Here is a 25,292-nt window from a genome sequence, read left to right as displayed (position 1 = left end):
TGACGAATTGTCAAATTACTCTATCCGGAACGCATCCCGGATGTGACGAAGCAGCAAGACATTTTTCCCGGATTGGCCGCTGTCTTTTCCGCCGGTTCGCCGTCCATCGGAGCTCAGACCAAGTCGACCCGCTCGAGTACGACAAACTGGGCCGCCGCGATCAACTGTGATGGAAGTTTCGGTTGCACGAACGGACCGTCATTCCAGACCGAATCGTTCGGCATACCATCACCGGATCGCCATTTTCGAGCGGCTCATCGGCCCGCAAACACTTGCAGTGCAGTCCTCGCCCCGATCGCTGGGCCTGCACACGATGCGGCCGATTTGACAGACCTGTCGGCACTCGCTTTAGAACAGCGAGAACATCAACAACATTGCGACGGCGACCATCGCGGCCAACACGATCGACCACCCCATCAATCCTCGCAGGGTGACACCCATCGGTTGCTGGATCCGAACCCACGACTGACGAAAACACATCGCCGCTGTCCTCGCTTCCGATGGCCCCGCGTGCTCGGTACCGAGCGTCACGCCGTCAGTGGCAAACGAGACCGGAGGGTTCACAAGTCGCCAGACGTACCCGACAGCGGCCACGACGAGGCTGAGCAAGATCGCAAGTTGCAGCACCGCCACCGGCGGCATCCATTCGCTCGGCTGAGTGATTCGAATCGCGTGCCCCAAGGCCGCCATTCGCGCATCGACACGGGCCCTGTACGACGCCAACCACGCCTCCGCTTTGCCTTCTCGTGTCGCCCAATAGTCCCGCCATGCCGATGCCGTATCGAACCCGGCAGCTTCCGGCGGCGAACCGCTCGTCCCTTGACGGGCCGCTACCGTTCGAAACGTCCCCGGCGTGCTAGACATCCCCGGCGAATTGGCCGAGGCGGCTACTGCCTGTTGCGTCGCATTTTCCACCGAGGCGGCATAAAACTCGGATGTTTCCTGATACCAACGCACGAGTGCCACCTGCGGCGTCGGCGCACCGACCAACCGCTGAACCAAATCGGCTCGCAATTGGTCTTCGGTTTGGCAGGAATTGGCCACGCGAAATTTCATCGCTGGCTTTTCCGCCCTCTCGACCTCTACCGTGTAGTTGTACCGCCCCTCCGTTCGCCCCGACTTCGTTTCACGCCATAGACCGATCACGCATACCAGCGTGAAACAGCCCAGCGAAACGAGCACGATGTCGGCTAGAAAGGAGCGTGTTAGGATCTTCAACTGAAAACACACCCAAAGAGAGTCGGGATTCGTAGATATCCGTATCATCGGCTCGCGACGATTCGAACGTCCAGTAAACTTGTATCGATTAGAACACTTGGCACGATAGCACGAAGAAATGGTTGACTTTGAGATCAAAATTTGTGGCGTCCGCAACGAAGACGACGTGCACGCCTGTGAGGCAGCCGGCGCCGACTGCGTGGGGCTGAATTTCTATCCCAAGAGCGTTCGGTATCTCGATCCCCGCTCGCCCAACGCGGCATCCGTCAGCGAGCGTGCCCGACGCTGCGGTTTGGTTCGCGTCGGTTTGTTTGTCAACGAACCGGCCGACACGATACTTGACGTCAACGATGCACTGCATCTCGACGCCGTCCAGCTCCACGGGGACGAAGCGCCGTCGGACGCTAAAACGCTGATCGACTGCGGCGTGCCCGTCATCCGGGCGATCCGTTTGCCGACCACGCCGCTGACACCAACCGAAATCCAAACGTTCATCGGTCCCTGGGAGGACCTCCCCGTCAGCCTCCTGCTCGACGCCGACGCGGGTGCCCAATTCGGCGGCGGGGGCAAGCAACTCGACTGGCCCTCGATCGCCGCCTGGAGCCACGCGTATCCGCGTCCGCACGGCACCCCAGATTGGATCCTGGCAGGCGGATTGAACTGCGAAAACGTTGCCGAAGCGTTCCGGGTCAGCGGAGCGAGCCGCGTCGACGTTGCCAGTGGAGTGGAATCTCCCAAAGGAACCAAATCCCCTGAATTGATTCAAAAATTCGTGTCTCAGTGTCGCCAAAGGGGCGTTGACGCGGAGCGATAACTTTCGCACACTCTCCCCACTGCAAAAGAAAGCACCACACGAAGCAAACGCGGCCGTGGCGGAACTGGCAGACGCGCTAGGTTGAGGGCCTAGTGGGAGTTAATCCCGTGGAGGTTCGAGTCCTCTCGGCCGCATCAGAAAAACCCCGTGCTTCACGGGTTTTTTTCGTGCGCGGATGGAACCGATCAACAACCTCCTATTCATCACACTGGCCTGTAAGTGCCCCCTCCGGCCCAAGACGCTCCGTCCATCCGTTTCACGTTAGGTCGGAGCGGGTGTATCGCAGAAAATCTGCACCAAGTGACGGCATGCGATCACTACGGAAGCCAGTCTGTGTTTTGGAAAATGTTGCGAGCAAGTCGCGACGCCACGATAGGAATCGCAGGTTTCCGCCCGAGTACACCACCGGGAACGACACCGGGCATATTGCTTCCCAAGTTTGCTCAGCGGCCCGGCGGGCGATATGTCGTCACCGCACTGGAGCATCTGGCCGCGATTGCAAGCTGCCCAACTCGATCTGCGTCGACACTGGCCCCGAGTTCACCTCAAAAGTTTTTATCAGTGTGCGTATGACGATAATGTGACGCTTGACTTCAATAGGCCCGAAAAACCGACGGATAACGCGTTGATTGAATCCTCCGACGGAGGCGTCCGAGCTGAATGCCAGAATGAAAAATGGTCCTTGTCGCTCGACGAACCAATGGAGAAGATCGAAGCTTGGCAAGTTGACTACAACGAACATCGACCCCACAGCGTTTTGGCGCAACCCCAAATGGAACCCCAAATAACCCCAAATAACCCCAAATGAACCCCAAATGGTGCCACCCACCTAATGGTTGACTCGAAATGGGTGATGGGTACACTTAATCAGCATCACTTCTCTTTCAACGAGCCGGAAAAATGCCGAGACCTAATCGAGAAGAACAGTTTGAGACGGGAGAGATATGTATCGTCCATGCCGTCCAGAGATGCGTGCGGCGTGCGTTTCTCGCGGGTGTAGATGCTGCGACCGGGAAGGACTACTCGTTTCGAAAAGAGTGGATTCGCCGAAGAATGGAGGCACTTGCTTCTGTTTTCGGAATTGACGTGCTCTCGTATGCCATCATGAGCAATCACCTGCACGTGATCTTGCGCAATCGTCCTGACGTGGTCGCCAGTTGGAGTGACGCTGAGGTTGCGATTCGATGGCTACGAGTTTTTCCTGGACGGCGGATGGAAGAGCATCTCGCGGAACCGACCGAGCATGAGGTCAAAGTCCTAGCGGCAAACTCGGAACGGATCGCTGAAATTCGCCAGAGAATGTCTGATATCTCCTGGTTCATGCGGTCGCTCGCCGAACCGATTTCTCGCTTGGCCAACAAGCAGGACGAATGCACCGGTCGGTTTTGGGAGGGACGATTCAAGGCACAGCGGATTGTCGACGAGGCCGGGTTGCTGGCATGCAGCATGTACGTTGATCTCAATCCGGTTCGTGCTGCAATGACCTCAGATCCCGAGAAGGCTCCGCACACATCAGCGTTTGACCGCATTCAGGCGAGCCAGGGCAAACGAATCGATTCTGCAGCGTTCGACTTAAAACCGGTCCCTACCGAGGAAGCGGCTAAACAGATCCGTGAAACGCGTGTTGATGAACTACGAGCGCAACGGAAGGCGAAGAAACGCAACCCGACAGGAAAGCGGATCAAACGCGACGCTTGGTTGGCGCCGCTGACGTTGTCGCCCAACAAGCTATCCAGCGATGCGGAAGTAAATCGGGAAGGAGTGCGAGCGAGCGACAAAGGGTTCCTCCAGGTGTCGGTGCGCGAATACCTGAGGCTGCTGCGTTGGACAGCGAAACAGAGCATCGACGGAATGGCGGCAGCGATACCTAGTTCGCTTGCAAGCACGTTAACGCAACTCGGAATCGACGCAGCAATGTGGCGAGACCTTGTTTGGAATTGGCAGAAGTATTTTGGCAAATCGAGCTGTGTCGGTTCGCCCGATTCGATGCGCCTCGACGCGAAACGTTGCGGCAAGCATCATCACCAAGGCCAAGCTTCCGCATCTGCCTGTTTTATCTAGCTCCAATGGCTGCTCGACTCTGAAACGCCGGTAGCAATGGGCTCATCTTCTGCGCCGATCAATGCGATCCCGCTCAGTTGATGGAAAAACTGCGACATCACGTTAAAAGACGACGATTACGGAAGCGATAGGTACGCTTTCAGAGAGCACACTACGCGCCCACAACGTCAAATCACCAAATGAAAGATGCGTGGCACCCAATGGCTCAATGGCTAAAGATGCGTGGCTGCAAATGGCTAATGGCTACTCCGATTTACCTCGGGGCAACGTTGTCGGCCATAGCGAGCCGAGAGAACCTTTGCGGTGGCTAGGTCATTGCCAAATCAGTGACTCGTAGCGCTGGCGGTCCTTGTTGCTTTCAGCGATCGCGTTAGTCCAGGCGATGAAGCTGTCGCTGCCTGCGCCGCCCCACAGTTCGTCAGCGAATTCGTCGTTGCCGCCATCTAACCAATCGTTGCCGGATTGTCCGTACAGGATGTCTAATCCATCCTCACCGAACAAATGGTCGTCGCCCTCGCCGCCGAACAGCGTGTCGTCATTGCCGCCGCCGAACAAGTAGTCCACATCTCCGCCACCATAGAGACGATCGTTTCCCAGTCGTCCGTACAATTGGTCGGCGGCGTCGCCGCCATGAAACTCGTTGGCTCTCGAGTTGCCTCGAATGACGTCCGAGTACTGCGTGCCGAACACGTTCTCGATCGCGTTCCCATTTCCGAGAGTCAACGAAAGCATTCCCTGAGCCACCACCTGTATTGCAGACTCAGCGAGATCCAGGTCAATGGGGCTCGCCAAGTTGGTGAACGTCAATGTGTCCACGCCGTTTGTCTTTAACATGGCAGTCTCGGCCAGAGTGTCTGCACCCAAATTCTGCGAACCGTGAAACAGGTAGATGTCGTCACCTAGTCCTCCATCGAGAAAGTCGTCACCGGCTCCGCTAATGAGTTGATCGTTGCCCCCATTGCCCACCAGTCGGCTGCCACGGTCGCTGGCAATCAGGTTATCGCTGAAGGCCGTGCCGATCACGTTGTCGACACCGTTATTCGATTTACCGACGGCTCTCAATTGGATCTGTAAGCTGGGGTTGTCCACTTCCGGACCGTATTCCTCCTGTGTTCCCGCCTCAGACATCAAGTAGGCTCGCCTTTCGACGGTTTGCACGTCATCGCTGTCCAGCTCAACCCGAACTCCGCGGTGGAACGCTGAAAAGTCCAGCGTATCGTTGCCCGATGTCTCTTCGACCGTGTCCAATCCGAGATTCATGTGGTGCTGGACTGGCAGTCCTCCGCCGTAGATGTAGATGTCGCGGAAGATATAAATGTCATCGCCGCCGTTTCCGCGGAGCACGTCGTTGCCCCGACCGCCCTCAAAAACGTCGTTGCCGCTCAGGCCAATCAACGTGTCGTTCCCGGACCCACCGCGCATCTCAACGTTGGGAACGATGTCGCCGCGGACGTAGCGATTTCTGAGCACGTGGACGTTGTCTTCGCCGGCTAACGCCTCGACAATGATTCCAAAAGTGGTATCAACTTGATACGACGTAGAAGCGATCAACGTCGTGCGACTCGGGTCGTCGTAAGCGTCAATCGTAACGGTCGCAGAATTGGTCGACGTGGCAACAATCCGGATATCGTCGTGCTTTCCCGTTCCGCTGACGTAGGCGGGCGAATTGGGGCGAGTGCCGAGGGTGTCGGCCAGCAGTTGGTACGTGTTTTGTTGCGTGCCCGAACAGTCTGTAGCGGACTCCAGTTCGAACCTCGTAACCCGCGCCTCACTATCGTGCGGCCCGTCGCTATGCATTAAATCGCTTTTGCCAATCTCCCCCTTCGTATGTTGTGCGCCAAAGGTGTGTGCAGCTTCGTGGGCGATGGTTCGCGCGAGGCCGAGGATACTGACCAGCAGGCGGCCGTCGCTCGAAGAGTAAATGCTGGACGCGCCGAAGACCAACGCGGTGTTGTCCAATTCATTGCCTAAGTCGCATCCTGGCGCCACGCCTCTTGCCTCAGGGTTGTGCTCACTCCCAACGAGGATGTAGGCATCCTTGCTGCTTCGTTCAGCCAGCCGGTCGCCAACGTCGTCCAATGTGGCTGCGGACACCTGCTCGATGGCGATGTCGAAGGGCGCAAAGATCCGGCCTACCTCCGCAAGAGTCTCAGAAATCACCAGACGGGTGTCCGTATCGTTTGACTGGCCGTCTCCGTTGAAGTCGACTCCCGCCTCGATTCCCGAACCGAAGGGTGTCATCATCTCGATACCGCCGGCGAAGCTGCTGGGGCCGTTCAAAGCATCGTCGGTCAGCAATTCCGCGGACTGCCCTAAGTTCAGTTGGCCGTCGGCCCACGCGTCGCCGAAATCCACGTAGATGTACGAGGTCATCAAGTGCCGTGGTTCGAGCTGCTCGAAGATTCGCTTTCGCAGTTTCAAGGGGCGTTTCGAAGCCAGGGTTGAAAAAGTCATTGCGGAACCTTTGTGTTGGTTGAATAAAGCATGCCCGCTCTGACGTCGTCAGAGCGCTCACACTATCAAGCGTATTCCCGCCCGGGTTGTTACAGAAATGATCAACGGATAGTGGAGCAGACGATGTTCTTGTCGGCCTCGTCGAGACCCGTCAGTTGAATGTGCAAAGTGGTGGAGACTACGATTACATCGATCTGCTCAAAGTTCTTTCCACTGCTCTTCCGATGGTTGAGCAAGATCCGAGCGGGCAGCTCTCGCCGGGTTCAGGCTAGGTTTTCGGTTTGCAGGCCGAGTGTTTGTTTGATCGCCTCGATAGCATCTCGGGTAGCCTTGAATTTCCCTTGGCGTTTTTTTGCTCTGCGAACCAAGTTCGACGCGCTGTCCGGATGCGACAAGCCAAATCCTAACGAGAGCGTCGAAAGTGGTTCGCCAGTCCACAGACGACAAAGCAATACAGCGATATCGCGTCCGGCTGCGGAACTGCGAAAGCCAAGTTGGTGTCATCGCCAAACGTTAACTCGTTGTCGACGAAATACCCAATGCACATCGGGTCATTCACAGTCCCAGCCAGCACCTTGCCTTCAAGCTGCTTGCGGATGCTTGCTTCAAAACTCGGGTCAAACACGTCTTTGAATTTCCCCCAGTGCCCGGATGATCCCTCAACCGATTTCGAGTCAGGCCGCACATAGGCGACATAGGGAAGTTTGCCCAACGAACAAATCTCTGGAGAGGACCAGTTTCCCAGTGTATTGACGCCCCATGCGGGCAGTCGCTTTGTAGAAACCTCAGCGAAGCGATTTTCCCAGTCCGGTCCGTACTTGCGCATCGCGTTGTACTTGTGAAAGCTGAACGCTCGGACCGATTTGTTATAGAAGTGGGATCTCTCCAGGTTCGGTTTCCAAGCATGGTAGAACTCACTATTCGCGGCAATGTCTGGAGGCACGTTCTCGAACCAGTGGTGACGTTCATCGAGAATAGTGCCCAGCTTCAGGGCGACTCCATCGATGCCCAACGAGAAAAATAGCCTGCCATCCGGATCGACCAGAGTCCATCGACCTTCGTGCTTCGCCGTGCGAAACCAACCGGTAGCTTCAAGCTTTGGACCGTTCTTCCAGCCACCATAGCGATTCCATGAGTCCGGTGGCGATGTCGCAGCAAGAGTCCGTGTTTCGGTCTCGACCGACTGCAACAATTCGTCGAGCGAATGAGTCTTCCCCGGCCAGTCCTTGTGTTTGAACTGTCCGAACTCATCGATGAATGGAAAGACTTTCTCGGGTATCGATGTCGATGAAGCCGGCGAAGGCGTGCCGACAAGGCGGATCGTTCCGACCTCAAATGTATGTGGCACTTGATCCTGAACGACAAAGAACAAAACCTGGGTGATATTTTCCAGGTGCATCGATTCCTTACTGAAAAAGGGTATCCCACGCATCCCAAAGAAATCCTTCGGCGAAATTCCTTCGTACTCGACATGAGGTATCAAAGCGATGCGAACCTCTTTTGTTTGACCCGGCGCAAGCGCGACATCGTGCATGCGAGTTAGATTGGCTGAGTCATCCGAGCCTTTCGGGCGACTGTCGATCCGACAGCGGATTCGTAGGGGCGAGTCCCCCGAGTTCTTCATCTGAAACGTCAATCGCCCGTAAGCCGACGCATCAATTCCTCCATTGAATGGAAAGGATACACCAGGCCACTTGTGAGTCTGGCCCAGCACGGCTCGAAGAGCGGGGCCAGACTCGTTTGAGACCAGCGAGAGTTTGGATCCTGCCGCTACGCTCGCTTCCAACGCCGCATCGCCGGACATATCGACCAGCACACGCTCGGATGCAACGAGTGGTAACGCCATCCCGATGAAAGCAAAAACACATCCAGCCACACGAACGACAGTCATCATTTTTTCAGATCCTTGGAGCAATTGGTTGAAATCAGGTGGTGCAGAAATCATTCATCGCAAGCATCACAGTGGCAGACCGAAAATCGGAACAGATGAAGAGATATTGATGCAACGAGTAATCACGACATTCACCTGCCGAGCAGTCGTATTGTACTATAATACCTCATTTGATGCTGATAAGATGGCGGAGTCAATCGAGCCCAACACGATTCGCCCGCCTCCTTTTTGTGTCACGTCCCGCGCTCTCCACTCGGTCTTACCCTACAGCTTCCTCCGTTCCTAACGAGAAACCCATGAACCGGACACTGTCGCACCTTACGATTGCCGCACTCGCACTGCTCAGCCTGCTGTCCGCACCTAATCCTTGTTTCTCGGATGACACCGTCACGGCATCAGCAACCAACCCATTGACCAAAGAAGCGTTGGCAAAGATCACAACGCTGGAATCCAAAATGGAGGAGGCACAGACCAACGGCATCGATGTCACCCGGGAGGAAACGGTCGTTTGGTTTGCCAAGGAGTTTTTGAAATATGCGGATTGGGATGAAAGGAATCAGGATGCGGTTGCCTATTTATTCGGGGAGTATGCGCCTTACAAGGAAGACAAGGACAAACTCGCCGCCGAGATCCCGGATTTCCAACGTAAGAAAGTCGTTGGAATTCTGGACGGCGGGATTGCCGAACTATCTCGTGTCATCAGCGGTGAAATCAAGCGACGCCCGGTCAACAAGGTGGACTGGCAAAACATCGAAGTCGGTGACAACATGCTGATCAACAGCAATGGCCGCCCCGTCTTTCTCTATGACTACTTCTCCAAATCGGTCGGTCGGCCTCTGACCGATACCAGCGTCTACAACGATCATCTCGGTGCTATCTTCCACGGTGGCGAAAATCTTTATCCACCTGAGCATGACCGGGCGATCAATTCCTTTTTGTTGAAGGAAGATCGCACCTTCGATCAGGAACTTCTGCGCGAGGTCACCGGGATTTCAGAGTCCAACGTTGGCTTTCTGATCTACTGGAACCAGGGGATTCCCGAGTGGGTAGAGAAGCTCGAACCGGAAGTGCGTTTTGGCCGTTCGACGTTCACGGGATTCGACATCGACAACCCTCTGGTGAGAGAGGTTTGGGGAACGATTGCCAGAGAAACCGGTGCCCTGACCAAAGGAAAAAAGGTGACTCAGCTTGGCTACATTCTCGCCAACGAACCCCACTGGCATTCGATCGCGAGCGGTTGGACCAAACGCACCGGCGAAATGCAGCAAATTTCGTCTTACACTCTCAACGGATTTCGTAATTGGTTGCGAAAAAAATACGACGGCGATCTCGATCAGCTCAACAAAAACTGGGGAGCCGATTTCACCAGTTTTGAAACGGTGGAAATAGAAATTCCAATTCCTTCCCAAACACGTGGCACACCGATGTTCTACGATTGGGCACGCTACAGCATGGACCGTGCCATCGATTGGTACGCGTTCATTCAAGGCGAACTTCGCACCGGCAATCCCGATGCGGACACTCACATCAAGAACAGCACACACCTTTATTCCGACAATGATCGTGCGCACGGAATTGACCTCGAAGCCCTGACCGAACTCACTTCGATGATTGGGGATGATGCCAAAACTCGGCCAACGCGAATGAGTTATCCAAACACACCAGAAGCTTGGGAGGAACATTACGCCTATTGCTGGGAGGAGTTGAGCATGTCTTACGACTTTATGGAGTCGGTTTCTCCGGAGAAGATCCACGTCAACTCAGAGTCTCATTTCTTATCCGCCTCTCGTTGGAGAAAACTCGATACGTCGGTCGAGTATGTGGAGAGTGTTTATTGGCTGGCAACGCTACAGGGCATGGACGCTAACATGGCATGGTTCTGGGCGAGAGATCCCGATGGATCGCCCGAAGATCGACTGGAAGGCGAGTTGGAGTTCGCTGACCTTGCGCTTGCAGGATCTTTTGCAGGCTCTGTTAACCAACAACCGCACATCGCCAACGCCTACACACAGGTGATGTATGACCTGAACAGCTTTTCCGAAGAAATCATCGCCTTGCGGCAACAGCGCCGCCCGTTGCGGCTCTTCCACTCGGAAACATCGGCGATCAATAAACAGAACCACATGACACAGCAGTTCGCGGTTTATGAAAAACTCTTCTTTGAAGGGTTTCCCGTGGGATTTGCAACGGAGAACATCATCAAGAAGCAGGACAATCAGTCGTGGGATGCGATTCTGGTTTATCGGACGGAATTCGTCACCGATAGCGAACTCGACTCGCTCCAGTCCTACCTGGATCAGGGAGGCACCTTGATCATCGATAGCGAGAGGAGCTTGAGCAAAAACGAATACGGGGAGCCACATAGCAAGAGCCTGAATCAAGGAAACGGCGAGCTCATCATTCTCAGCGGTGAGGAGAGCACCGCACAAATCCGAGACTTCTCGTTTGGAAAAATAGTCAGCGGCCTGCCCGACGTAACGCTTGACGAAGATAACGGAAGCGACCACAAAGGCTGCCGTTGGCTGGCGGTGAAACGAGACGATGGAAGCTATCTGGTGAGCATCCTTAACATTGGAAAGAACAATGCCAAATTGAAGATCGGTATCAAGGACCACACCAGCATTTCCGTGACCGACTTGTTTACTGGAAAATCGGTTGCGTCCGAATTCGATCTCGACTCAAAAAGCGTGTCGCTACTAGAGGTTCGGCCCCTCTAACGATTCTTCCAATGGCGTTTGCTCAGGAACTCCTGCTCGCGTCATGCGGAGTAGGTGATCGGACCAGCTCTTGGGCAAGTACACGTCACGATCGAGAAGGCAATGTCCTGGATTGCTCCGGTCACCTAGAAACACTCCAGGCGGTGAGTTTTCAAATTGATTCGGACGCATGACATATCAACGAATCCAAGGTAACCCGCAGCGTCAGCGTCGGATTATTCGCAACTGCCTTCCAAGCTTGCGCTTCGCGTTGCGATTGGCTCGGAAGTGGCCCTGTCGAAATAGGCCCTACGACTCGGGAACGGATTCGTCCTTGGTTGAGTTGACGGTGGTTGTCCAAGAGAGCAGTTGCATTGTCCAGTCGCGCGAGCTTTCTCCTGCAAGCGGTCGATCGCGTTGGGTTTGCGAATTGTCGAGTTTCTGTAGCAGCGACTCGAAGAAGGGTCGTTGCTCACGTGGCTCTGATTGGGAAGTGCGATGGACAGGATCGCCGACTTCGACGCTGGGCTGTGATAAGAACGGGAAGGTGGTCGGCTGTTGAGCGGGTCGGCCTCGCACGGCAATCGCCACCGCATGCTCCAAACCGGTTGTTTGAGTATTGACCCGATAGCGACGAGTGCGAAAGCGGCCTGCGGGCAAGATCCGATTGTCGGCCATGCCCTCGACGGGAAAGACGGACTCGATGCCAAAATGCGAATCAACAAAAAACAGGCTAGCGTCCAGCGTCACGCGACTTTGGTTTTGAATTTCGAATCCGACGATCGTTCCCGCCGCCACGCGTGGTCGCCCTGCTGTCATGTCGACGACCCGACCGTGCGAATCCTCCAGACCACTGTAGACCACCAAACTCACTGACAGCGGTGGTGCCTGGGACTGATTCCTCATCGCGAATACAGCCAGTTGAATGAGGTGCTGTGCACGAGCCACGCGTTTCAGTCGCGTTGCCAACCAATCGATAGGTTCATGATCGGGAATCGGGCCGATGCGCATTGTCGTCGCCTGATCCCTCGGGGCTGTCGCGAATCGGTCAAGTGAAGCCAAGGGCGTCAAGTAGAGCCCGTCGTCTGCGTCGCGAATCATCCAGTCAGCCTGATCGTGCGTTTGGACCAACTGAATTGACGATGATTGGAGACTGTTCAAACGGGCCGAAACCGCTTTCCATTTTTCCTGCAAATCGCTCGCCATTGGTTTCGAAGCCATGCTCACGCGAATCGGTCGTCCGGCAAGCTGAGTATGAACGAGTCGGGCGGCTACGGGTGTCGAGAGCGTCGCCATTGCCGGTACGCCGTCATACGCACAAGGCTGGACCGTCGAGGAAAGCGGTCCCAATCCGACGACACGCACGTGCGCGATCCGCTGGAGGACGCGGGGGTCCGGTTTCAAGTCAATCGCAAAGACGCTGCCGATGGTGAGGCCATGCAATTCGCCCGCGTTGACGAGCAGTCCTTCGGGGCGCTGCTGCAAGGTGTACCGCCCCCGCGATGCTTCCGAAAGAATTGGACGCCCGAAAATCGATTGCTCGGTCTGCTCTCCTTCCACGAAAGGGGTCGGCGACAGAATCCCTAAGGCGATGTACTCCGCGTGAATCCGTCGCACCAGTTCGCGGCAGCTCAGCGAGGGTTCACCCATCAAATGCTTGGCGAGCGTGTACGTCAACATTCCGTAACATTTCGCTTGGGGTGAGCCAAGCGGAAGCTGAGTCTCAAAGGTGACCTCGCCAGGCTGGGCCGCGTAGATCGCCAACAAACGTCCTCGCGGAAATCCATTCGGTTTCGCTACCCTGTCAGGCCGTTCGATGTTCGGTTCCGCGATGCCGGGATCCGTCGCCATTCGAGCGTTTTGTGTTCGGGCGTGACCTGTCCGGATTCCCAAGGATTCCGGACGCAGACTGCGAATGACTCGTTCGTCGCTGGCCCGAGTAATCGTCCCCGAATGGCACGTATCGGCGATCAGAAACACGCTTGCGCCGGCGTCACGAATCGCATCGAGCCAAACACGAAAATCGTCGTCGGTGATGCCGCTGGGAATCCTTGCGGGATTGCCGGGTGAGGCGGTTGATACGTCAGCAGGACAGAACACTTCATCGAGGGCATCCGGTTCAATGTCGGCAAGTTGGTCTCCGAGATCATTGGGCTGCTGGCTGCCGTGTCCTGATAAGTGAATGAATACCTGATCATGCGGTCCGACACGTTTTGCCAGTCGCTTGAATTGCGAAACGATGTTGTCGCGTGTCGGACGCAGTGATGGCTCCTCCAGAGCATCGCACAGTACGGTGATTTGATCGGTAGGAACGCCTGCCGTTTCAAGTACCGAGCGCATCAGCAGAACGTCGTTGTCAGGACCGACTAAATGGAGATGTTCGGGGAGATGATCGTATCGAGTACAACCGATCAGCAATGCGTGCCGACGAGGTGAGTGTTCATCTCTGTCATCAGCATGCGCGTCCGATGCAAAAATCACCAACCAGCCCAGCGACAAACACCACCAAGTCACCGGTACCAACAGAATCTTTAAAACAGAACCGGCCAGGAAACAACTCTGCCCGCCCAATTCGACATGCGTTGATCGACCATGAGGATCGGAGTTGATCATCGCCAATCTCCGCTGAGAGTGAAGGCGGCCCAGTGATAGGGGGGCAATCGTTTTGGAACGGAGCGTTCGGTCTGCTCGTCGATCGCGGTCAACCCTCGGGATGAGTCCACATCTTCCACCGAACGATGATCATTCAAAATCCACAATTGCGCTTCGCGAAGTGCAGCGGCTTTTCCCATTTTCCTTTCCCATAGATTCGCGTAGAAGCGTTCCATGAGTTCGCGGGTGCCCTGATCAGGCACCGTCCAAAGACTCGCGATGGCGGATCTGGCCCCGGCCACGTGGAAGGCGCGTTGGAGGCCAAAGAGCCCTTCACTGCTGGCGTGCAAATCGAACCCGAGTCCTGTTTCGCACGCTGACAGCACGACCAATTGGACCCGTGACAAGTCCAGCGACACAACCTCCTCCGCGGTCAACACACCATCGAATTCGGCATAGGGCCGGTTCGCCCCTGCCAGTGCCATTCCGGAAAGGATTCCCGGACTTTGAGCCAAATTCTGCATCCGATCGATGAACAGCGAAATCAACTCGTCGACGAATTCGTTCTTGACCGTTACGGAAGCGGCCTGAGCGGGAAAGTAAAAACCATGCGTTGCCAGATGAACATATTGATAATGTGGCAATCGATCGCGAATTACCGATTCAATGGGTTCATCCTGAGTCAGCGACTCGCGTTTCTCTTGGGGCCAAAGCTCCTGATGTAAGTCGTGAATTTGCCGGATCTCCTGTTCCGCTCCCGGCAGGGGACGAAATTTCATGGCCGGCTCCCTCGACGGCGTCGGGCTGTCACCGGTTCCCGCGGACTCTCCCAAAACGTCCGAGTCATAGTTGACCCCGCCCACCAGCAGGATCGAGCGTTCTTCGTCACGCCATCCGTCCTCGGTGAGCAGGTCGGGTAGAACACGGGCCGCGGGCCACACGCTGAGCGATGTTTCTTCGATCAAATAAGTCCCCGGTTTCGCACCCGGCAGAGCCCCCAGTGGAATTTGGGTGACGGGGCCATCAGGACAAATCAAAACGTGTTGTGCTTGACGTACAAAAGGCAGCAGCGGCTCCCAAAGCAGACGCCGCAGATCCACGCCAGCCTGATGGCTGTCGCGCGAGTTCCCAAAATCGTTTCGCCAAAGATTGATTTGTTCGTCAATCTTGGCTGATGGCCCAAGATGAACTGCCTGAATCGGAAAACCGGAACCGAGAAGAAACGCGACCAAGTTTCGATCGTCCTGCTGGCTGTCCTGACCACCAGCACGGCGTGAAGGTTGACGCCACGGATCGGACTGAAACTCGACAATATCAACCAAGACGACGTCATGAGGAAGCGACTCGATGACGGCTTGGACATCGACGGTTGAAGCCTGATTCGCCATGCGATTTGCCTGCTGAGAAAGCAACGAAGCGACTCGTTCTTTCTCTTGCATAAGCTGCTCACCTTTTCGTTGCCACGAGAGTGGATCGATGGGGTCGGTGTCTTGGAGCAAATGTGCCGACAACAGCGTATCAAGTCGTTGCAATTCGGCTAATTGTGCCTTCACCTCAGGATCTCCCTGCGATCGGGCCTGCAGATTAGAGGATAGCTGTTGGCCTTTCCAAGCCAGCACAAACCGATAGTTCTCGGACGCTTGGGTGGGACGCTCGCGACTGAGAGTCAAAATGGCGTTGAGCAAATGACGGCGTAGCCCGCTGCTGCGAACGTGCTGGACGATCGACCAACGCACCGCCTCGGTCTGGCTTGACTTCAATTCGCGTTGGAGCATCTCTCGATAAAGCTTCTCAGCCTCCGATTGATTTTTCAAACGCATGTGATTATCGGCCAAGGCCACCCAATACCTGATTGTTTCGAAGGCGTGTTTTCCGTAGAGCTGCTCGCTGACGCGTGCATTCTCGGCATAGTGTTTGGTGACCTTTGAAAACTCACCAGCTTGCACCAAGGCTTCCGCCAGTTCCGCCCGAGCCTGAATCGTCACCAGATTTTCCTCGCCGCATCGACGCTGCTGATGAGCGAGGATCTGTTCGAAAAGCAACGTCGATTGTTCCCAATCCTGTTGTCTGAGATACATCCTCGCTAAGCTGGAAAGCGTTTGCAGGTGACTCCGACTTTGCTCGCCGACAAATTCCTTTTCGATTCTGGCGAGTCGACGAAACACCTCGATGGCTTCTTCAATCTCCCCCTGACTGGCATGGTACTTTCCTAATTCATCGAGACCTTCGCGAAACACAAAGCTTTGCTCCCCGGCAACCGACTTTGCCGTCGCAATCGCTTTCTTAAGCTCCTGCAGTTTCCTTGGATCGTCATCTCGATAGGTCCGCGCTGTTCCGAGCAAGCAATACACGTAGGCTTCACTGGAAGTCCCTTGTGATTCTTCGACCAGCCTGCTGAGCTGCGTCCATTTTTCGCGAGCGCTGGTCACATAACCGCGATCGGCTGTTAATTTCGCGATTTGCGCCATCGCGCTGAGATACTCGAAGCTATCCTTTCCCGAAATTTTTTCTCGGACCTCGAGCGCCAGGGTGTAAGCGTGTTCCGCCCGCACGTACTGCCCCTGTTGTTCTTCCAGGTGCGCCATGTTCTCCAGACAAACGGCGTATTCATCGGTCAGGGTTTGTTGGGAGTCGACAAATACGGCGACCGCAACCTCATAGGTCTTCCTCGCCGCTTCGATTTGTCCCAAGGCTTGATACGCGATTGCCAAATGAACTTGCGTCTGAGCGTATTGCAGAGACGAAGTATCACCGATTTCTTCGTGGATCCGAAGTGATTGGTTGATGGCATCGAGGGCTCGCACGCATTTGTCTAAACCGAGTTGTACCGCCCCCAGGCTTTTGTAGTCCTGCGCCAGTTGGATCGGTGGCGTATCGCCAGCTAAGGCAAGCTGCTCAATTTTGCGTAACATGAGCTTTTCCGCCGTCAGCATGTCCTGTCGCTGCATCGCAATATAGAACTGGTAGTTCAGCGCATTGGCATAGCCCGAAGGATCGTTGTGCCGAGCAGATTCATAATACGCGAGTGATTCCTGAAGCAGCGGCTCGGCGTTTTGCAATTCACCTCGCAATACGAACACGGCGGCGAGGTTCGTTAAGGTCTTGATGTAAGTGGGCGACCCTTTACCGCTCAAATTCTCGCGAAGTCCCAATGCGAACTTTAATAAGTCGAGCGCTGAATCGTAATCAAGCTGTTGCGTGAGCATCATCGCCAGATGTTCGACTCTCAAGATAAAACGCCGATCTTGCTCGCCGACGGTTTGCTGCAGTGATTCCGCAGACCATCTCATCCACTGCCGTGTCAAAAAGGTTTCAGACCGGGAATGAAAGACCCAAGCCAACTCGGCCATGCACTCTGCGGTTAACGGATGATAATCGCCAACCATGCTGGCAATCACTTCCATCCCCTGTCGCAATCGTGTCTCCGATTGGTCCAGCTCGTCTTGTTCACGAAAACAAATCCCCAACTCCATCAACGTTAATCCATAGCGATGCGAGTTCGTGAACCCGGTTTGCTCATATGATTCGAGCACTTGCCGCAGCAACCTCACCGCTTCATCGGACTTGCCTTGTTCGCGGAGTGACTTCGCCTTGAAGAGCCGTTCGCCAGCATCTTGAATCTTGTTTTGGTGCGATTCCTCTCGATTGAGCACTCCCTGAACAAAGCCAATCTCTGCACCGATCCCCAGCGACCGCCAGTGCTCGCGGCCCGCAAGAGCAACCTGCGCGTTGTAAGCTCGTTGCCAATTCTTGAGTGCACCGGTCCAATCGCCCTGTTCCTCATAGCGAGCAGCCAACCAGGTCAATGGTGTCACCCAATGAGGTTCATCGGGGGCTTCGCCGATGCGTGGAAGGACCGCTTCGGCTGCAGCAATCGCCGCTTGCCCCTGCTGCTTCGCGAACAGCGATTTGGCTTCTAGCAGCGGATCGGAAGTTGATACCGATGTTGGTGACAGCGGTTCGTTCGTTCCCTCCGGTCCGTCGGCTGCGAAAGCCGTCGCGACCATCCCGATCAACACAAACCAGAGTCCGAACCGGGAACGCCTCATCGCGCGCATACCTGACTCGCGACCGATTCGGACCTTGCCAACGCCAATCGGTCTTGACCTACCCAAACTGCTTTGAAACATCGCCGACGCCCTCTCTCGCTTGACCATCCTCTGAGCAGGCAAATGTTATTCCGAAATCCTCAGGTCTCCTGTATGTGGCCATTCTTCCGAACAGCGTGCGTGGAAAAGACCGCAATCGTAGATGACGTGGGCGGCGAACGCTTTGAAACTGTGCAGATGGTCTCACTCGTCACAGAGCGCGACAAGAAGTGCGAGTGCTTCGCCAGCATTCCAAATTGGGGTAACACCGGGCGGCCTGCGCCGCACCGCTAAGCTTTCTAGCGGTAAGACGCGAGCCCTCCGGTTCGAGCAACTCACCATTTCAGGTCAGACGACGCAATAGCAGGTTTGTGACGATCGTGATCATCACAGGTACGCAAGACAGCTCAAAGGAATCGAGAGTCGACACCGGGTGCTTGCCGTTTAGACAACGTCTCGGTGGCAGGTTGGGGAGAACGACGAGTGCCCTCAGTATTCCCATGCATCTTCATCAGGAGGCGGCTAAATGGAACCGGTCGCGTTGCCTGTCAACCAAACTCAACCCCAAAACCATTGGATCGAATAACGCTTGGTGCGGGCAGTGCGTTTGTGATGCAATCGCCGCGGTGGCTCAGCAGGGGATCATCGTGCAGGCGACGGGGCATTTAACCGCCAGCATACTGATGTGAGAGGGGACGTCTCCGAACCAGACAGATTCCCCTCAGTAAAAAAAAAGAAACTCGGTGATATTTCTCGGGTCTGCGCCATTAGCCTCTGAGCCGATCGCCGAAAAGTGCGTCGATCGCTGCAAAGAGCCTCGCTTCTAGAAATGCCCGCGAGTTTGGCTCTCCCGCCTGCATCTCCCCACCGTTTAGTTTTCGATATGAAAGACTCCGTCATACGCACGCTTGCGTTGGCTGCATTGGTTGTCCTTCCCACTCTCACGGTGGTCGCTGTCGCTGACGACGTAAGATCTTTTGAACAAACCGTCCTTCCGTTCTTCGAAACGCACTGCTTCGATTGTCACGACCAAAACACTCAGGAGGGTGACTTTCGGCTCGACAACTTGCAACTGGATTTTCATGCAATCCATACCGCAGAACGATGGGATGAAGTCATCGGCCGAATCAATTCGGGTGAAATGCCCCCGCCTGACCAATCTCGCCCCAGTGCGGCAGAAATCGAACAGGTGGTCGATTGGATTGGGAGAAAAATCAAAGAAGGTGAGCACAGCCGTATGTCGCAGCGTTCATCGGTTGCGTTCTATCGGCTCAGCCGCGAAGAGTATTCCCATTCCATTTTTGATTTGCTTGGCGTTCATTATGACACGGCAGCGCCCGGCCGCATGACGGCAGATCCTGAGTGGAAAGGATTTGAACGCATCGGCTCGCTGCTTTCTCTCTCGCCATCCCACGTTGAAAAGTATCTCGTGGCAGCTCGCGAGATTCTCGATATCGCGTATCCGCAAACGTTGGCAAATTCACGGACCTGGAAAAAGGATGCCATCGATATCGATTGGCCCAATCGCGGGCGCCGAGTTGTGTTTCAGGAACAAGGGATCGAAGACCAAGTCCGCACTTTGATTTGGCCGGGACATCGTATGTCGTACGTCGAACCGGCGCACGGAGGGTATGTGATGCCGCCCGGCATCTATCGAGCCAAATTAAGGCTCAGTGGTCTGCCATCGAAAGAGGGGCGACCGCCTCACGTTGCGATTTATTGCCAACAACTCGATCGAATGATTTTTGAACAAGATGTGATTGCGCCCGAACTGCAGCCGGTGACGCTTGAGTTCGAAACCTATTTGGAAGGCAAGATCACGATGTCGGTCACCAATGAAGTGCCCGGTCCGTCCAACTCGGGGCGCGCGGGGCGACCAAGTGGTCAGCATGTCTTTACGACGTTAGATCACCCACTTTCGCGTGCCCCATGGCAGCGCAAGATGACGGACGAGGACGGCAATGCGTTGTATCCGTTTTTGATCTTTGACTCGATTGAGTGGGAAGGTCCGATTGTTGACGAAACGAGTCTAGCAAAGCAAACGCGATTTCTTCCGCCCGATGAACGTGCGATTGACGATGTTCGAGAATCACTATCGCGTTTTGCAAGTCTCGCTTGGCGGCGTCCGGCGAAACCTGATGAGATCGATCGGTATTTAAGTGTCGTCAACAGCGAACTCCAGGCCGGAACATCGCCACGTGATGCATTCAAGATGGGAATGTTGGGAATCCTGGCGTCACAGAATTTCTATTACCTTCGCGAGGGTGTCCCGGGCCAGCATCGTGAAACGCTCACTTCTTGGGAACTTGCGTCACGCTTATCGCACTTTCTGTGGAGTTCGATGCCGGACGCAGAATTGATCGCCGCCGCAGAACAAGGTTCATTGCATGAACCGGCGACATTAAAGTCTCAGCTGCGGCGAATGCTCGCGGATCCGAAGATCGACCGTTTCTGCGATTCCTTCCCACGACAGTGGTTGCAGCTTGCCAAAGTTGGCATGTTTCCACCCGACGAAAAGTTGTACCCCGACTACGATCCTTGGTTGGAAAAAAGCATGGTGTTGGAGTCAACCCTGTTCTTCGCAGAGGTGTTTCGACGCAACCTGTCGATTCGAGAATTCTTGCATTCCGATTGGACGATGGTGAATCCTCGATTGGCGACGCACTATGAACTGCCCCCGCCGGGTGACGCAGGATTTCAACGAGTCATGTTGAACAAACAAAGTCATCGGGGTGGGCTGCTAACTCAGGCATCCGTGTTGTCTCTGACATCCGACGGAACGCGTCATCGCCCCGTCCATCGTGGCATTTGGGTTTCGGAAGTCATTTTCGGAAGGACGCCCAATCCGCCCCCCGCCAACATCGACGCGATTGAACCTAATCCGGTGGACCAGCCCCGAGCAACGATACGCATGAAATTGGCGGCGCACACAGTCCATGCGCAGTGTGCAGCTTGTCATCGTAAGATCGATCCCCTGGGATTCGCTTTCGATAATTACGACGCAGTGGGAAGATGGCGTACCGAAGAATTTGTGCAACACGGCCAGGGCAAACACCCCACGGTGGATGCGAGTGGTGAATTGCCCAACGGTCAAACATTTGATGGACCAGATCAATTTAAGCAATTGTTGCTCAACCATTCGAATCAATTTGCGTTGGCATTCGTTGAAAAGCTTGCCACCTATGCGCTACGGCGTCCGATGACGATTGACGATCGCGAGGCGATTCATGCGATTGTCATTGCCAGTCAAAAAGAAGGGTTTCGACTGCAAAACATTTTGGAACATTTTGTCTTGTCGGACCTTTTTTTGAAACGATAAGCCACCTCCCCGATTTCTAAAGAAAAATTTGATGGCATACTTTCATTCTCAACAGCGGCGGATTTCGCGTCGTCGCTTGCTTCGTGGAGCTGGCGCGTCGGTTGCGTTACCTCTTCTCGATTGCATGCGACCTGTTCGCGCTGCTTCGATCAACGATTCGAAACCCGGCCGAAGCGTTTTCATCTATCTTCCCAATGGGGTGAATACACTCGACTACCAAATTCTCGAATCCGGTAAGGGCTACACGTTTAGCAAATCGCTAAAGCCACTCGAAAGACATCGTGATCATTTGACGCCGATCAGCGGGCTGCATCATCCGCACGCTCTCGGGCATCACCACGGGTGTCAAAGCATCTGGTTGACTGGCGGCAAGATCGGTCCAACGGAACGAAATTCGATTTCAATCGATCAACTGATGGCCGAGAAAACGGCACCCATGACCCGCTTCCCTTCGCTCGTTTTGAGCAACACGGGTCGATCGTTGTCTTACAACAGCGATGGGATCGCATTGCCAGCGGAGATAAAGCCAATGGAGGTGTTTAAACGTCTCTTTTACGCGCCCGATGGTGGGGTGGAAAAAGAACGCCGCGGACTGCAACAGACGAAAAGTGTGTTGGACGCGATTCTCGATGAGTCACGAGCCCTTCAACGTGAGATTGGAGTTCAAGACCGCACGCGTTTAGACCAATATCTTTCCTCGGTTCGGGAAGTCGAAATCCGGACACAACGAGCCGATCAATGGCTTGACGTTCCTCGACCCGAGGTCGCGGCAGACGACGAGCGCCGTATTAATCGTGACGTCTCTCAGCAGAAGGTGGGTGAGTATTTTCGCATGATGTACGACCTGATCGTGCTTGCATTTCAAACCGATATGACCCGAGTTGTTACGTTTAGTAGCGGCGACGAAGGCAAAGGGTTACCGATCCCCGAGATCTCAATCAATCAAACTCGTCATTCACTCTCCCATCACAACGGGGATCCCGAGCAACTTCGTCGTTTGACCGAAAGTGATACTTTCAATTTTGAACAATTTGCTTATTTGCTAGATCGACTTTCAGCAGTGGAAGACGCCGACGGAAAATTGCTCGACACCACGATGGTGCTGTACGGCAGTGGCATGGCGTACGGGCACAGTCACGGCAATGCAAACGTGCCGACCATTTTGGCGGGCGGCAGCAACTTAGGTCTGCGTCACGGACAGCATATTGATTACAACCTCGGACACTTCGATGGCTACGATTTAAGTGATCCCAAAAAGCATTACGGCATCTGTTCTCGACCCACTAACGATAAAGGACGACTTAGCAACGTGCTGCTTACGATGGCACAGAAGATGGGAGTCGATACAGAAGCGTTTGCGGACAGTGTCAGCACGGTATCGGAGATTGAATCATGAGGCGTCTTCGTTTCCTGGCGATGTGCGGTTGGACACTGATGGCAACCGCGGCAATGGCTCAGCAGACCGCGACGGTAGCAACCCCAGATGCCTTTCCGACCCCGGGAACCTCTCACGTGATCGCCGGAGAATTGACGATGGTGGATCATGTCAATCGGATGGGGATCCTAAGATGCGATCGTCTGGATTCACGAATCAAATACCACCAAGATCTACCGCTGGCGTTTAGCATGCTGCCGTACGGTGCGATCTTTTATAACGGAGCGACGGCCTCGCTTGCTGACATTCCCCTCGGGACGCATTTGCATGGCTGGTTCCACTTGGGGCCTGCGGGTAATTTTCCCGTCGAGCTGATGGAAACCGACTACGCAGCCACTGTCAAAAACCAACCCATTGATCGGTCGCCGGATTCACCGCTTAGCCAAGCGCTGCGATTGGAAGACGATTTCACTTTTTATCAACGGCAGAACCAAGGTTGGAAGATTCTCGCTATTGATTCTGCTCAGCAAAAACTGACGGTTGAAAAGGTACCGCTCGAAAAGGAATCCAGATTGCCCGAACTTTCCGGGTTCCCCACCGTGGAAGGCCTACGAGGAAAACAGATCTTGGATTACACCCTTGCAACCCGCGTCTGGAAGGCAAATAAAATGGGGGATTGGGCCGATTTGGCCGTCGGGCAAACGGTGTTGTTTAATCTCACTTGGGCGACCATGTATGGGCCGGGGCGGGTGACCGATCTCTGGATTGACCCCGCCAGCCGGGCCGCCGCTTCGGAACGACAACAGCGGGTGTTTGATCAGCAGATCAGAGATCGTGGTTTTCCAGCAATGGTGTCCGCGATTGAATACCTGGAAAAGGGCGCAGGCATCGTCACGGTCGAGTTCTATACCGGTTTTGAGACAAAGCATGCCGATTTCTTTCCTTCAAATCAGTCGGCACGGGTCATTGTTGCGGAATCCTCACTGCGAACTCATGACGCCCATAATGATGGTCAATCTGTTCGGGTCACTGAGTTAATTAACGTTAGCGAATCACTTTCTAATCCAATAATCGCTCCGGGTAGCAGCGGATTCCGTCTCCGTTTTCGCATGAACGAATTGCTAGAAGGAATTCGTCCCGGTCGGACGGTTCGGTTACAGGCAGGCAGCTGGGACCGCCACGATTTACCTCGAGAAGAGAAAATTCATCCGTTCGACATTCGTCCCCCATTGTTATTGCCACCCACTGAGTAACCGGCGAGGAATCATCGCGCTGTGGCGATGTTTGTTACCGGGTGAGTCCCAGACTGCACGGCGCCACTCTTCACGTAGCTCGGTCTCTCGGGACGTCGATTTAATCACTGCGGGATTTCAAAAGTAGCGGAACGGCGCGAGCCGTCCGGTAAAAAGTGCACTAAAACAATCGACGTCCCCGAGACCGAGGATCGCGGGCGTTTCTGCTTTCGTAGCCTCGGAGAGGCTTCGCTACGTGAGGGTCGAGAACTCTAACACGCCGCCAGAAATTGGCGTTTTCCAGCTCGTCCGCGGTCCAATGACAAGGCATGACGCGATTGTTGCCAATCAGCCGCTTTTTAAGCCAAATCAAAAGTTGGCGCACAACCATTCCAGGTCGCCGAAACGCTGGATCGACGGAGCGATCCACGACTAAGAATTGACTCAAACTTGCGTGGTCTTGCATTTCCACGTTTTTGCAATGAGTTAGCAATCCAGGGCAACGCCTAATTGACTCATGAAATTCAAACTACCGGCACTCTCGAAACGATTGGCTGGACATCGTTCAGCAACTCGGCAGACACAGCGACAGGCGATCGTTAGATGAGGAATTGGGTCGAGCGATGAATATGCCAGGCTGCTAAGCACGTAGGCTAGAGACTTTCGGTATATCTTTCATTTGATGCTAACCGTGGTTCCTACTCCCAACCAAAGCTATCGCTGAAATGCCAAAACTTCGTTATGGACAAGATGTGTCGCTGTCCTATTTTTGTTTAGCTGAATCCAGATTTTCGCGAATGGTTAGTCACGATAGTGACGACATCCAGAAGCCACGGACGTGAGTCCGTGGTTTGGGCAAACGAAGAGAAGCAAGTCGCAACGCGACGACACAAACCCCGTGCGCACGAATGAATCACCGGGTACGGCATCTGTCATCGCTTCGCGACTTGGGATGTGTGGAGGCGGCGTCGACCCCGGACTCGCGTCCCGGGCTTTCGCCTGCCGTCGCTATCGCGACCTAAAACGGAAGCAATACTGGCGTGGCCTTGTATTCCCACGTCTTCGCAACGATTTAGCGGTCCAGAGACTTAGCAGTCCAGGCTAACGCCCGAATGGCTCATAGGATTTTTCCCAATTATTCCTGCCCACCTGCTTAGCAGTCATTCTGCCGCTCGCCAACAAGCAGTCTTCCATGCTGGTGATGTGAAAGCCAACCCCAGCGTTAACGGTCATGAAGGAACTTTCGAGAACCTCTCGCTACTTTCGTGTCGTTCGACCATTTTGTGGTCAACATCCTCCACCGATATCGCCAGCACACCGCTTCACAGCGTGAACGACCTACACGTCCGCGGGACCAGCGGCTTTGCAACGGGGTTTTCGAGGCATGCCAGTGTCCTAAACAGGGCCAATCACTCTTTCGAAGCCACCAGCCATGCCTTACGTAACGACTTCTGGGTGGCCGAGATCTCACCATCCCGAAATCATTGAAAAACGTCGCTCGCATGCGCATGACATTGAAAAAGAACTGGCCTTTAGCTCGACTTTTTCCACT

13 protein-coding genes and 1 tRNA gene are annotated in these 25,292 nt (G+C 54.7%); 9 read left to right on the top strand and 5 right to left on the bottom strand.

Annotated features, from left to right (window positions below):
- Positions 1–348: 348 nt before the first annotated feature.
- The gene (locus NB063_RS22895) at positions 349–1,218 is read right to left on the bottom strand and encodes a hypothetical protein (RefSeq protein ID WP_250931228.1); all 870 of its coding nucleotides are present in this window, start codon (positions 1,216–1,218) and stop codon (positions 349–351) included.
- 118 nt (positions 1,219–1,336) lie between these two features.
- Here NB063_RS22895 and NB063_RS22890 point away from each other — a divergent pair, with 118 nt between their 5' ends.
- The 4 genes from NB063_RS22890 to NB063_RS22880 all read left to right on the top strand — a co-directional run bounded on the left by NB063_RS22890 (position 1,337) and on the right by NB063_RS22880 (position 4,093).
- Entirely contained in the window at positions 1,337–2,032 is a 696-nt protein-coding gene (locus tag NB063_RS22890) for a phosphoribosylanthranilate isomerase (RefSeq protein WP_250931227.1), read from the top strand.
- A gap of 49 nt (positions 2,033–2,081) precedes the next feature.
- Positions 2,082–2,166 (top strand) — tRNA-Leu (locus NB063_RS22885).
- A 329-nt stretch (positions 2,167–2,495) separates the two neighbouring features.
- Positions 2,496–2,840 carry an integrase core domain-containing protein gene (locus NB063_RS32675; RefSeq protein WP_407652693.1) on the top strand — a complete coding sequence of 115 codons (345 nt, stop codon included), beginning with the start codon at positions 2,496–2,498 and terminating at the stop codon, positions 2,838–2,840.
- Between the two features lie 92 nt (positions 2,841–2,932).
- Positions 2,933–4,093 (top strand): transposase, encoded by a 1,161-nt coding sequence (locus NB063_RS22880; RefSeq protein WP_250931226.1) that lies wholly within the window; start codon positions 2,933–2,935, stop codon positions 4,091–4,093.
- 312 nt (positions 4,094–4,405) lie between these two features.
- Here NB063_RS22880 and NB063_RS22875 read toward each other — a convergent pair whose 3' ends face one another.
- Positions 4,406–6,547, bottom strand: coding sequence for a calcium-binding protein (locus tag NB063_RS22875; protein ID WP_250931225.1), 2,142 nt, complete (start codon positions 6,545–6,547; stop codon positions 4,406–4,408).
- A 403-nt stretch (positions 6,548–6,950) separates the two neighbouring features.
- Positions 6,951–8,441, bottom strand: coding sequence for a hypothetical protein (locus NB063_RS22870; RefSeq protein WP_250931224.1), 1,491 nt, complete (start codon positions 8,439–8,441; stop codon positions 6,951–6,953).
- A gap of 293 nt (positions 8,442–8,734) precedes the next feature.
- Between NB063_RS22870 and NB063_RS22865 the strand changes: the two genes are divergently transcribed.
- Positions 8,735–11,155 carry an alpha-amylase family protein gene (locus tag NB063_RS22865; protein ID WP_250931223.1) on the top strand — a complete coding sequence of 807 codons (2,421 nt, stop codon included), beginning with the start codon at positions 8,735–8,737 and terminating at the stop codon, positions 11,153–11,155.
- 288 nt (positions 11,156–11,443) lie between these two features.
- Here the strand turns inward: NB063_RS22865 and NB063_RS22860 are convergent, their stop codons facing one another.
- Together NB063_RS22860 and NB063_RS22855 are read right to left on the bottom strand one after the other, a co-directional pair.
- Positions 11,444–13,747: a caspase family protein gene (locus tag NB063_RS22860; protein ID WP_250931222.1), complete on the bottom strand. Its 2,304-nt coding sequence runs from the start codon at positions 13,745–13,747 to the stop codon at positions 11,444–11,446.
- On the bottom strand, positions 13,744–17,775 hold the full coding sequence (locus NB063_RS22855; protein ID WP_250931221.1) for a CHAT domain-containing protein: 4,032 nt from the start codon (positions 17,773–17,775) through the stop codon (positions 13,744–13,746). The genes NB063_RS22860 and NB063_RS22855 overlap by 4 nt, the downstream gene beginning before the upstream one ends.
- A 539-nt stretch (positions 17,776–18,314) precedes the next feature.
- Here NB063_RS22855 and NB063_RS22850 point away from each other — a divergent pair.
- From NB063_RS22850 to NB063_RS22835, 4 genes are all read left to right on the top strand, one after another.
- The gene (locus NB063_RS22850; protein WP_250931220.1) at positions 18,315–18,503 is read left to right on the top strand and encodes a hypothetical protein; all 189 of its coding nucleotides are present in this window, start codon (positions 18,315–18,317) and stop codon (positions 18,501–18,503) included.
- Between the two features lie 194 nt (positions 18,504–18,697).
- The gene (locus tag NB063_RS22845) at positions 18,698–21,133 is read left to right on the top strand and encodes a DUF1592 domain-containing protein (protein ID WP_250931219.1); all 2,436 of its coding nucleotides are present in this window, start codon (positions 18,698–18,700) and stop codon (positions 21,131–21,133) included.
- A gap of 31 nt (positions 21,134–21,164) precedes the next feature.
- Positions 21,165–22,529, top strand: coding sequence for a DUF1552 domain-containing protein (locus NB063_RS22840; RefSeq protein ID WP_250931218.1), 1,365 nt, complete (start codon positions 21,165–21,167; stop codon positions 22,527–22,529).
- A complete protein-coding gene (locus NB063_RS22835; protein WP_250931217.1) occupies positions 22,526–23,761 on the top strand; it encodes a hypothetical protein in 1,236 nt (411 codons plus the stop codon). The genes NB063_RS22840 and NB063_RS22835 overlap by 4 nt, the downstream gene beginning before the upstream one ends.
- Positions 23,762–25,292: the final 1,531 nt, after the last annotated feature.

The sequence above is a fragment of the Aporhodopirellula aestuarii genome (assembly GCF_023701485.1).
Lineage (GTDB): Bacteria > Planctomycetota > Planctomycetia > Pirellulales > Pirellulaceae > Rhodopirellula > Rhodopirellula aestuarii.
The sequence above is the reverse complement of the archived record's forward strand: the minus strand, read 5'-3'. Positions and strand labels throughout refer to the sequence as shown.